General features: G+C 71.0%; 11 protein-coding genes. 4 read left to right on the top strand and 7 right to left on the bottom strand.

Annotated elements, in window-relative coordinates; all coding sequences use genetic code 11:
* From ABDW35_RS22615 to ABDW35_RS22640, 6 genes are all read right to left on the bottom strand, one after another.
* On the bottom strand, positions 1–212 hold a 212-nt coding region (locus ABDW35_RS22615; protein ID WP_343716142.1), incomplete at its 3' end, for a hypothetical protein.
* Between the two features lie 43 nt (positions 213–255).
* Positions 256–1,596, bottom strand: coding sequence for a calcium-binding protein (locus ABDW35_RS22620; RefSeq protein ID WP_343716143.1), 1,341 nt, complete (start codon positions 1,594–1,596; stop codon positions 256–258).
* Between the two features lie 222 nt (positions 1,597–1,818).
* Positions 1,819–2,793 carry a quinone oxidoreductase gene (locus ABDW35_RS22625; protein ID WP_343716144.1) on the bottom strand — a complete coding sequence of 325 codons (975 nt, stop codon included), beginning with the start codon at positions 2,791–2,793 and terminating at the stop codon, positions 1,819–1,821.
* Between the two features lie 9 nt (positions 2,794–2,802).
* Positions 2,803–3,498 carry a dienelactone hydrolase family protein gene (locus tag ABDW35_RS22630; RefSeq protein ID WP_343716145.1) on the bottom strand — a complete coding sequence of 232 codons (696 nt, stop codon included), beginning with the start codon at positions 3,496–3,498 and terminating at the stop codon, positions 2,803–2,805.
* A 126-nt stretch (positions 3,499–3,624) separates the two neighbouring features.
* A complete protein-coding gene (locus ABDW35_RS22635) occupies positions 3,625–4,134 on the bottom strand; it encodes a methylated-DNA--[protein]-cysteine S-methyltransferase (protein ID WP_343716146.1) in 510 nt (169 codons plus the stop codon).
* Positions 4,131–6,143 carry a thioredoxin domain-containing protein gene (locus tag ABDW35_RS22640; protein ID WP_343716147.1) on the bottom strand — a complete coding sequence of 671 codons (2,013 nt, stop codon included), beginning with the start codon at positions 6,141–6,143 and terminating at the stop codon, positions 4,131–4,133. The genes ABDW35_RS22635 and ABDW35_RS22640 overlap by 4 nt, the downstream gene beginning before the upstream one ends.
* Positions 6,144–6,230: 87 nt before the next feature.
* Between ABDW35_RS22640 and ABDW35_RS22645 the strand changes: the two genes are divergently transcribed.
* Entirely contained in the window at positions 6,231–6,476 is a 246-nt protein-coding gene (locus ABDW35_RS22645) for a DUF6489 family protein (protein WP_034840205.1), read from the top strand.
* A gap of 196 nt (positions 6,477–6,672) precedes the next feature.
* The gene (mnmE, locus tag ABDW35_RS22650) at positions 6,673–7,992 is read left to right on the top strand and encodes a tRNA uridine-5-carboxymethylaminomethyl(34) synthesis GTPase MnmE (RefSeq protein ID WP_343716148.1); all 1,320 of its coding nucleotides are present in this window, start codon (positions 6,673–6,675) and stop codon (positions 7,990–7,992) included.
* Between the two features lie 23 nt (positions 7,993–8,015).
* Here the strand turns inward: mnmE and ABDW35_RS22655 are convergent, their stop codons facing one another.
* A complete protein-coding gene (locus ABDW35_RS22655; protein WP_343716149.1) occupies positions 8,016–8,540 on the bottom strand; it encodes a hypothetical protein in 525 nt (174 codons plus the stop codon).
* Positions 8,541–8,643: 103 nt separating this feature from the next.
* Between ABDW35_RS22655 and mnmG the strand changes: the two genes are divergently transcribed.
* Both mnmG and rsmG read left to right on the top strand, forming a co-directional pair.
* Complete coding sequence (gene mnmG, locus ABDW35_RS22660; RefSeq protein WP_343716150.1) at positions 8,644–10,515, top strand: tRNA uridine-5-carboxymethylaminomethyl(34) synthesis enzyme MnmG; 1,872 nt, start codon at positions 8,644–8,646, stop codon at positions 10,513–10,515.
* Positions 10,502–11,056: 16S rRNA (guanine(527)-N(7))-methyltransferase RsmG (gene rsmG, locus ABDW35_RS22665; RefSeq protein ID WP_343716151.1), on the top strand; the 555-nt coding region annotated here is incomplete at its 3' end. The genes mnmG and rsmG, both read left to right, overlap by 14 nt.

Raw genomic sequence — 11,056 nt, forward strand, 5'->3', positions numbered from 1 at the left:
TGCACGGCATAGCCGCCATTGCCCGGGTTGCCGTTGCCCTGGCGCTTGAGCGAGACGGTCCGCAGCCCGCCATCCGATCCCCGCCACGTCACGCGGTCGACGGCGACGCCGTTGACGGTGGCCGACTGGATCTGGGCCGCCTTGGCCGGCAGCACCATGAGAACGAGGGTGGCGATCAGCCCGGCGGCTGCGGTTTTGAGACCCTGGCTCATATCTGTTCTCCGATGCGGGTCGAGGATTGAGGCTCAAAAGGCGCTAGAGAACGAAGTCTGCGGCGGCCAGGGCGACATGGCCGGTCAGCACGATGTGGAAATCGGTCGTGCCGTCGCCATTGACGTCGCCGGCAATGATGGTGTCGGCGCCGCTGAAGGCATAGCGCAGCTCGCCGGCCTGGTGGCTGTAGAGGCCGGTCCCGATGAAGGTGAAGGCCTGGTCGCCGGCTGCGCCGGTATCGGCGTCGATGCCCGACAGGTCGACGCGGTCGCCCTGGGCGCGGCTGAAATCGGTGATCCGGTCGGCATTCGCCCCGACCACGCTGTCGCCGACCGTGGTGTAGACGAAGCGGTCCGCCCCCGCGCCTCCGGTCAGGGTGTCCTTGCCGAGGCCCCCCGTGAGCACGTCGTTGCCGTTCCAGCCCTGCAGAGTGTTGGTCCCGACGCTGCCGACGAGCGTATCGTTGCCCTGGCTGCCGGAAAGGGACTCGATCGAGACCAGGATGTCGCCCTGGGCATCGCCGCCGCTGCCGGTGCCGGTGGCAAGGCTCACCGTCACGCCGACCGTGCTGGTGTAGTAGCTGGCGGTGTCGCTACCGGCGCCGCCGTCGAGATGGTCGGCCCCGGCGCCGCCGCGGAGCACGTCGCTGCCGTTCCAGCCCTGCAGCGTGTTGGCGCCGGCATTGCCGGTGAGCGTGTCGTTGCCCTGGCTGCCGGAGAGGTTCTCGATTCCGGTCAGGGTGTCGCCCTGCGCCTCGCCGCCGCTGCCGGTGCCGGCGGCGAGGTCGACCGAGACCCCGGCCGTGCCGGCGAAGTAGCTGGCCAGGTCGGTGCCGGCGCCGCCGCTGAGCTGGTCCGCCCCTGCCCCGCCGCGGAGCACGTCGTTGCCGGCGCCGCCGTCGAGCTGATCCGCCCCCGCCGCCCCGGCCAGCGTGTCGCTGCCGGCATAGCCGAAGAGCTGGTCGTCGCCGGCGGCGCCGGTGACGGTGTCGCCGCCGCTGCCGCCGCTGTAGATCAGCGTCTCGAAATTGGAGGATCCGAGCAGGCCATCGCCGCTCGTCCCGTTCAGCGTGAAGGCCAGTGCAAGGCCGGATCCGGCGAAATCGACGATCAGCGTGTCCGCCCCGGCGCCGCCGTCGGCGATGTCGACGCTGGCCGGGTCGCTGAACGTCCTGGTGACGGTGACCGTATCGTCGCCACTGCCGCCATTCAGGCTGTTGCTGCCGCCACCGCCATAGAGCTCGTCATTGCCGTCGCCGCCGTTGAGCACGTCGTCGCCCCCGTTGCCAAGGAGCACGTCGTTGCCGCCCAGGCCGTCGATCCTGTCGTTCTCGTCACCACCGGCGAAGACGTCGTCATTCGCGGTGCCGCTGATGATCGCCATGGGCTTGCCTCCTGGACGGGTGGACGGGACGGCCTGTCAGACCGCTGTATCCCGCCTTCGCGGCGGCCGGGCATGCCCATATGGGAGGGGGAAGGAAAAATGTCGGCGGCGGTGCGACGGAAGCGCATTCCGGAGACGGCGGATCGGTCAAAGAAGAAGGCCGGATGGCGATCTCCGCCATCCGGCCTCGGCCTCGCGCTTTCCTGAATTTGGCTTGCCGCGCTACGGCAGCAGCACCGTTGACCCCGTGGTCTTCCGTGCCTCCAGGTCGCGATGGGCCTGTGCGGCTTCGCGCAGCGGATAGGTCTGGGCGATCGAGATCTTCACCGCGCCCTTGGCCACCACGTCGAACAGCTCCGCCGCCGCGGCCTCGTACTCCGGCCGGGTGGCGATGTAGCTGCCGAGCGTCGGCCGGGTCAGGAACAGCGATCCCTTCTGCGACAGCACCAGCGGGCTGATCGGCGCCACCGGGCCGGAGGCGTTGCCGAAGGTCACCATCATGCCGCGCGGCGACAGGCAGTCGAGCGAGCCGTCGAAGGTGGTCTTGCCGACGCCGTCATAGACCACCGGCACGCCCTTGCCGCCGGTGATGGCGCGGACGCGGGACACGAAATCCTCGGTCGAATAGTCGATCACATGGTCGCAGCCGGCTGCGCGGGCCAGCGCCACCTTCTCCGGCCCGCCGGCGGTGCCGATCACCGTGGCGCCGAGATGCTTGGCCCATTGCGCGGCGATCTGGCCGACGCCGCCGGCGGCGGCGTGGAACAGGATGGTCTGGCCCGGCTGCACCGGGAAGGTGCGGCGCAGCAGGTACCAGGCGGTCAGCCCCTTCAGCAGGATCGCGGCCGCGGTGCGGTCGGTGACACCGTCCGGGATCTTCACCACCTTCTCGGCCGGGATCACCCGCTCCTCGGCATAGCTGCCGGTCGGGCCGTTGCCGTAGCCGACGCGGTCGCCGGGCTTGAAGCCGGTGACGTCCGGGCCTACGGCGACGACCTCGCCGGCCGCCTCCTGCCCCAGCACCAGGGGCAGCTGCGACTTGTAGAGGCCGCCGCGGATATAGGTGTCGATGTAGTTCAGGCCGATGGCGGTGTGGCGGATGCGGATCTCGCCGGGCCCGGGCGCGGGCACGTCGACCGCCTCCCAGCGCATTGTCTCGGGGCCGCCGGTCTCATGAATGCGGATGGCGTGGACCATGGGGTTCCCTCAGCCGAGATGGGTCTTCAGGAAGGCGGCGGTGCGGTCGTTCGCCAGGGTGGCGCCGGCCGCGTCGTAATGCTCGCCGCCGACGCGGGCGAAGGCGTGGTCGAGGCCGGGATAGGTGTGCACCGTGACCGTCGGCAGCGACGCCATGCGGGCGCGGATCTGGTCCTGGGCCTCCGGCGGTACGAAGCGGTCCTTCTCGGCGATGTGCAGCAGCAGCGGCCGGGTGATGGCGGGCGCCTCCCCCAGCAGCTTGTCGATGCCGACGCCGTAATAGCTGACGGCGCAGTCGGCGTCCGAGCGGGTGGCCATCAGGAAGGCCAGGCGGCCACCCAGGCAGTAGCCCAGCGCGCCGGCGCGGCCGGTGCATTCCGGCAGGTCGCGTAGCGTGGCCAGCGAGGCGATCAGGTCCTCGACGCCGGCGGTCTCGTTGAAGCCGTTGAACAGGGCGAAAGCCTTGTCCCACTCGGCCTGCGACTTGTCGGTGATGTCGACGCCCGGCTCCTGCCGCCAGAACAGGTCGGGGCACAGGGCGACATAGCCCTGGGCCGCCAGGTCGTCGCAGATCTGGCGCATCACCGCGTTGACGCCGAAGATTTCCTGGATGACGAGGATGCCGGGGCCGGAGCCCGCGGCGGGCCGGGCGAGATAGGCGTTGAAGCGGCCGCCATCGGCAGCGGTGACGGTGACTGTCGCCATGGAGTCGCTCTCCCTCGAGCGTTGCGGTGGACGAGGCAATCGTATCAAGCGGGGTGGACGATAACCGGAGCCCGGCGGGCTTGTCACGGCGGGCGAACGGTCCTGCGTCTCGGCCGCCAGATCGGCTCAATTCTCCGAGAATTGTCCCGGATATCCCTCGAAGGCGAGCAGCCGGCGCTTGCGCTCCAGGCCGGAGGTGCTGCCGTAGCCGCCGAGGGTGCCGCCGGCGCCGATGACGCGGTGGCAGGGCACCAGCAGGACGAGATCGTTGCGGCCGCAGGCTTGGCCGACGGCGCGCGGACCGCTGTTCAGGATATGCGCGACGCCGCCATAGGATGCTGCTTCGCCATAGGGGATGTCGATCACCGCCTGCCGCACCCGCTGCTGGAACGGGCTGGCCGCCGGCGCCATCGGCAGGTCGAAGCGGCGGCGCTCGCCGGCGAAATACTCCTCGATCTGCCGGATCGCCTTGCGCAGCAGCTTGTCCTTCGGCGCCGCCTCGTCGGGCGGGTCCTGGACATGGTCGACGGCGGCCACCACCCCGCCGGCCACGGTGATCCGCACCGGCCCGACCGGGGTGTCGATGGTGGCGGTCGCCCGCTCCAGGATCGGGCGGCTTCGCGTGGCCCGGGTCATGCTCCGATCAGCTCCAGCAGCGCCTCGGGCGTGGTGACCGGGGCCTGGCACACCGGCCCGCGGCAGAGATAGGCGGTCGGTTTTCCCTCCAGCATCGCCTTGCCGGCGGCGGGGTGGTCGTCCGGCAGCGCCGCGCCGGGGTCGAGCCGCAGCAGCATCCGGCCCGGCAGCGACCGGCCGTGCACCGCCCGCAGCAGCGCCCGGGTGGCGGGGTCGTCCTTCGGGCCGATGACGACGATCTGCAGCGGCTCCATCCGGTCCTCGGCCCGGTTCAGCCAGGTGGCCAGCGGGATGAAGTTGCGCTGCAGCTCGCCGGTGAAGGCGGCGATCAGGGAATCGGCGCGCAGGGCGTACAGCCGGTCGCCGGTCAGATGATGCAGCCGCGTCAGCACCCCGAGCATGGTGCCGTTGCCGGACGGCACCGCGGCGTCGTACGCGCTCTTGGTGCGCACGATCAGCGCCTCACCGTCATCGGCGGTCAGGAAATAGCCGCCGCGGCCGCCATCCCAGAAATGCCGGTCGAGCACCGCGGTCCACAGCTTGGCGTGCTCCAGATACGCCGGGACCTCCGTCGCCTCGTGCAGCGCCAGCGCCGCCGCGGCCATGTCGGCGTAGTCCTCAAGCAGCCCGGGCGCGGTGGCCTTGCCGCGGCGCCAGGCATGGGCCAGACGATCGCCCTGCCCCAGCTGCCGGACCACGGCGGCGAAGGCGGTTTCCGCCAGCGCGATCCAGCCCGGCTGGTCGAAGGCCTGGCCGGCCTGGGCCAATGCCGCGATCATCAGCCCGTTCCAGTCGGCCAGTACCTTGTCGTCCCAGCCCGGCCGCACGCGTACGGCACGGCGCTGGAGAAGTACGGCCCGGTCCTGCGCCAGCGCTGCCTCGGTCCCGGCATCGCGCAGCGCCGGGTCGTGGCGGCGGTTCAGGATCGTCTTGCCTTCCCAATTGCCGCCCGGCGTCACGTCGTATGCCTGCTTGAACGCGGCCGCACGGTCGCCGAGTACGGCGTCGATCTCGGCCTCGCTCCAGACGTAGAAGCGGCCTTCCTCGCCCTCGCTGTCGGCGTCGAGCGTGGCGGCGAAGGCGCCGCCCTCGGCGATCATCTCGCGCTCGATCCAGGCGATCGTCTCCTCGACCCGGGCGGCGTACAGGGGATCGCGCGTCTCCTGCCACGCCAGGGTCAGCAGGCCGACCAGCTGGGCGTTGTCGTACAGCATCTTCTCGAAATGCGGCGCCAGCCACTCCTCGTCGGTCGAGTAGCGGGCGAAACCGCCGCCGAGATGGTCGTAGATGCCGCCCTGGCTCATCGCCGTCAGGGTCCGCAGCGCCGCATCGCGCCACTCTGGCCGGCGCGAGCGTCGCCAGCCGCGCCACAGCAGCTCGACGAGCCCCGGCTGCGGGAATTTCGGGGCGCCGCGCAACCCGCCCCAGACCGGGTCGAACTGCCCGGCCAGCTGCGTCGCCACCTGGTCCAGCACCTCCAGGCTCAGCCCGGCGCCGGGCTGGTTCTCGGACTGCTTGGCCAGCGCTTCGGCCAGGGCGGCGACATTGCCGGTCACCTTCTCCGGCTCGGTGGCGTAGGCGGCGGACAGGGCGCGCAGCACGTCGGTGAAGCCCGGCCGGCCCCAGCGGCTGGTCGGCGGGAAATAGGTGCCGCCCCAGAACGGCGCGCCGTCCGGCGTCAGGAACATGGTCAGCGGCCAGCCGCCCTGCTGGCCCAGCATCGCCAGCGCCGACTGGTAGATGGTGTCGACATCCGGCCGCTCCTCGCGGTCGACCTTGATCGACACGAACAGCTCGTTCATCACCGCCGCGATGGCGGGGTCCTCGAAGCTTTCATGCGCCATGACATGGCACCAGTGGCAGGCGGCATAGCCGACCGACAGCAGCACCGGCTTGTTCTCGGCCCGGGCGCGGGCGAAGGCTTCAGGCCCCCAGGGCTGCCAGTCCACCGGGTTGTCGGCGTGCTGCAGCAGATAGGGGCTCGTCTCTTCGGCGAGGCGGTTGGGCATGTCGATATCCCGGTCTGTAGTGGCGCTGGCGCCGGACGCTATACTCTCCTGCCAGGATAACGCCGCCAACACCGCCGGAGGATCCCGATGAAGGTTTCAATCGATATCGACTGCACGCCGGAGGAGGCGCGCGCTTTCTTCGGCCTGCCGGATGTCGGCCCGATGCAGCAGGCCCTGCTGAAGGATCTGGAGGACCGGATGCGCGCCAACCTGGCGGCGATGGAGCCGGAGGCGATGCTGAAGACCTGGCTGCCGGCCAGCATCGAGGGCTTCGAGACGCTGCAGCGCGCCTTCTGGCAGGGCATGACCGGCGGCAAGGGAGGCAAGAGCTGAGGATCGTGGCTCCGTCCGTCGATATTAGCCGCCTCTCCCCTCCACGCCGTCATTGCGAGGAGGCGAAGCCGACGAAGCAATCCATCTGTCCGCCCATGCTGCGAGATGGATTGCTTCGCTGCGCTCGCAATGACGAGGAGTACTCAGGCGTATTGGGTGTTTCACGTGAAACACCGCTTGGGGCGCTCCGCTCCCCATGACCACCCGTGACACCATCTTCGCGCCGGCGACTCCCGCTGGTCGCGGCGGCGTGGCGGTGCTGCGGATCTCGGGCGCCGGCGCCGGGACGGCGCTGAGGATCCTGACCGGCCGTCCCCTCCCCGCCCCTCGCCTGGCGGCGCTCGCCGAGTTGCGCGACCCGGCCGATGGCACGATGCTGGATCGAGGCCTCGTCCTCTGGTTCCCCGCCCCGGCCAGCTATACCGGCGAAGACGTGGTCGAGCTACATCTCCATGGTGGCCGGGCGGTGACCCGCGGCGTGGTCGAGGCGCTGTCACGTCTCGACGGGCTGCGCCCGGCCGAGCCTGGCGAGTTCACCAAACGCGCCTTCCTCGCCGGCAAGCTCGACCTGACCGAGGCCGAGGCGGTGGCCGATCTGGTCGATGCCGAGACCCGGGCCCAGCGGCTGCAGGCGCTGCGCCAGCTCGGCGGCGCGCTCGGCCAGCTCTATGAGGGCTGGCGGGCGGCCCTGATGCGGGCGCTGGCGATGACCGAGGCCGCGCTCGACTTCCCGGATGAAGGCCTGCCGCCGGACCTGGCGGCGGAGGCGGAGCGGATCGTCGCCGAGGTGTCGGCGGCGATCGCGGCCCATCTCGACGATGCCGGCCGCGGTGAGCGGCTGCGCGAGGGCGTGCACATCGCCATCCTCGGCCCGGTCAATGCCGGCAAGTCCAGCCTGCTGAACGCGCTGGCCCGGCGCGACGCCGCCATCGTCTCGGACCGGCCGGGCACGACGCGGGACGTGATCGAGGTCGCGCTCGACCTGCGCGGCTTTCCCGTGGTGCTGGCCGATACGGCCGGGTTGCGGGACACCGCCGACGAGATCGAGGCCGAAGGCATCCGCCGCTCCCACCGCCGCGCCGCCGAATCAGATCTGCGGCTGGTGATCCGCGATGCCGGCGAACCCGCGCCCGCCGATCCGGCGCTGGGCTCGGGGCCGGACACGATCCGCGTGGTCAACAAGATCGACCGGGCGCCCGATGCGCCGCGGGCGGAGGACGAGCTTCCCCTCTCCGTCCACACCGGAGAAGGCCTCGACCGGCTGCTCGATATGATGGCCGAGGCGGTGGAGCGGCGGCTGACCGGCGACGGCTCCCCCGCCCTCACCCGCGCCCGTCACCGTGCCGCGCTGGAGGATGCGCGCGACGCGCTGGCCCGGGTTCCCTCCGCGCCGCTGCCGGAGCTGGCGGCGGAGGATCTGCGCCTGGCCCTGCGCGCCATCGGCCGCATCACCGGCCGGGTTGATGTCGAGGACATGCTCGACCTGTTGTTCGGCAGCTTCTGCATCGGCAAATGAGATGTTTCACGTGGAACATCCCGTCAGGGCAGCCGCGCCTCCAGCGCCTCGGCCAGCGAGCGGGTGGCCGGGACCGGCGGGCGGCCGAGTGTGCGGGCCAGATCCTGGGCCTGGGCCAGGCTCTCCACGCCGCTGATCTGCAGCCGGCCGTCGGGTATCGGGCTCTGGATCACGGGCGCCGTCAGCAGCGCGCCGTCGACCGTGACGGCGAGAATTTTGCCGACATGGCTTTCGGTGAACGCGGCGAGGCGATCGCGAGCCGCGTCCTTGAGCACCAGCGACACGGCGGGCTGTCCCCAGAGCGGATCGAAGATCATCTCGGCCGAGGCGATGTCGGGAGTGGAAACGATGATCTCCGGCCGCAGATAAAGGGTGCGTCCGTCCTTCTCGACCGGTGTCAGCCCCGGCCCGGCTTCGGCCTCGGCCTGCCGGAACTCGATGACCGCGGTGACGGGCGCGTCTGGCGGCCGGGGCACATCCAGCGGAAGAGTCATCGCCGTGGTCAGGGCGGTAACGGCGGCGGCCAGGGCGGGAATCACGGGCAGCATGGTCGAGGTTCCCCTTCCGGTCGTCCCGATGTTTCACGTGAAACACCGGATTTCGCGTGCGCGCATTTGACCCCGGAGGGTCGACTCCGTAAAGTCCGCCGCCATGGAACAGTATGATGTCATCGTGGTCGGCGGCGGCCATGCCGGATGCGAGGCGGCGGCGGCCGCAGCGCGGTTCGGCGCGCGCACGGCGCTGGTCACCCAGCGGCTCGAGTCGATCGGCGAGATGTCCTGCAACCCAGCCATCGGCGGCCTGGGCAAGGGCCATCTGGTGCGCGAGATCGATGCGCTGGACGGCGTCATGGGCCGGGTGATCGATCGCGCCGGCATCCAGTTCCGCATCCTCAACCGCAGCAAGGGGCCGGCGGTGCGCGGCCCGCGGGCCCAGGCCGACCGCAAGCTGTACCGCCAGGCGATGCAGGCGGTGCTGGCGGAACAGTCGGATCTCGCCCTCGTCGCCGGGTCGGTCGAGGATCTCGTGTTCGATTCGGCCGGCGCCGCCTGCGGCGTCGTGCTGGCGGATGGCCGCACCCTGGCCGCCGGCGCCGTGGTCCTGACCACCGGCACCTTCCTCAACGGCCTGATCCATATCGGCGAGGAGCAGCGCCCGGCCGGCCGGGTCGGCGATGCCCCGTCGATCGGCCTGGCCGCGACCCTGCATCGGCTCGGCCTCACCCTCGGCCGACTCAAGACCGGAACGCCGCCGCGGCTCGACGGCCGCACCATCGACTGGGCGGCGCTGGAGGAGCAGAAGGGCGACGACCCGCCGGTGCCCTTTTCCGACCTCACCGACCGGATCACGGTGCCGCAGGTCTCCTGCTTCATCACCTATACGACCCCGGCGGCGCACGATCTGATCCGTGCCAACCTGCACCGGGCGCCGATGTATTCCGGGCAGATCGACAGCGTCGGCCCGCGCTATTGTCCGTCGATCGAGGACAAGGTGGTGCGCTTCGCCGACAAGGAGCGGCACCAGATCTTCCTTGAGCCCGAGGGGCTGGACGACCCGACGGTGTATCCGAACGGCATCTCCACCTCCCTGCCCCGCGACGTGCAGGAAGGGCTGGTGCGCGGCATCCCGGGGCTGGAGAGGGCGACGATCCTCCGCCCCGGCTACGCCATCGAATACGATTTCGTCGATCCGCGGCAGCTCGACCGGTCGCTGATGCTGCGGGCTGTGCCGCGGCTGTTCCTGGCCGGCCAGATCAACGGCACCACCGGCTATGAGGAGGCGGCGGCGCAGGGGCTGATGGCCGGGCTGAACGCCGCTCGTGCCGTGGCCGGCAACGATCCGCTGCTGCTCGACCGGGCCGAGGCCTATACCGGCGTGATGATCGACGACCTGATCACCCGCGGCGCGCCCGAGCCCTACCGCATGTTCACCTCCCGCGCCGAGTACCGGCTGGTGCTGCGCGCCGACAATGCCGACCAGCGCCTGACCGCCCGCGGCATCGCCGCCGGCTGCGTCGGGGCCGAGCGCCAGGCGCTGTTCGCCCGCAAGGCGGCGGCGCTGGAGGCGGCGCGGCAGCGGATCCGGGCGCTGTCGTTGACCCCGACCGAGGCGCGGCGCCATGGCTTGGCGGTGAACCAGGACGGCGTGCGGCGCGACGGCATGGACCTGCTGCGCTATCCCGCGATCGACCTGGCGGCCCTCGCCCGCATCTGGCCGGAGCTGGCGGAGTGGCCGGAGGCGGTGGCCGAGCAGATCGAGACCGAGGCGAAATACGCGGGCTATCTCGACCGGCAGGAGGCCGATATCCGCGCCTTCCGCCGTGACGAGGGGCTGGCCCTGCCGGCTGAGCTGGATTTCGATGCGATCGGCAGCCTGTCGACCGAGATCCGCCTGATCCTGAAGCGGTCGCGGCCGCCCACCCTCGGCGCCGCGGCGCGGCTGCCGGGCGTCACCCCGGCGGCGCTGGTCGCCCTGCTGAAGCATGTCCGGCGCGAGGGGGAGGATCGGCGTGCCATCGCCTGAGGCGGCCTTCCCGCCGCCGGCAGATCTCGCCGACAAGCTCGACCGCTATGAGGCGCTGCTGCGGAAGTGGCAGGGGGCGATCAACCTGGTCGCGCCCTCCACCCTACCGGAGCTGCGGCGCCGCCATTTCGAGGATTCGCTGCAGCTGGTGCCGTTGATCCCGGCCGGGGCCAGGACGCTGGTCGATCTCGGCAGCGGCGCCGGCTTTCCCGGGCTGGTGCTGGGGATCGCCACCGGGCTGGAGACGCATCTGGTCGAAAGCGATCAGCGCAAGGCCGAATTCCTGCGCGCTGTTTCACGTGAAACAGGGGTGCCGATCACGGTCCATGCCAAGCGGATCCAGCAGGTGCCCCCCTTCCCGGCCGATGTGGTGACCGCCCGCGCCCTGGCCGCCCTGCCCGTCCTGCTCGGTCACGCCGCCCGATTCGCCGGCCCGCACACCGTCGCGCTGTTCCCGAAGGGCCGCGCGGCCGAGGCTGAATTGACCACCCTGCCCGCATCACCGAAGATGACCATCGACCTCCATCCGAGCCGGACCGAT

Origin of the sequence: Inquilinus sp. (assembly GCF_039594555.1) — a bacterium.
In the GTDB taxonomy this organism is placed as follows: Bacteria; Pseudomonadota; Alphaproteobacteria; order DSM-16000; family Inquilinaceae; genus Inquilinus.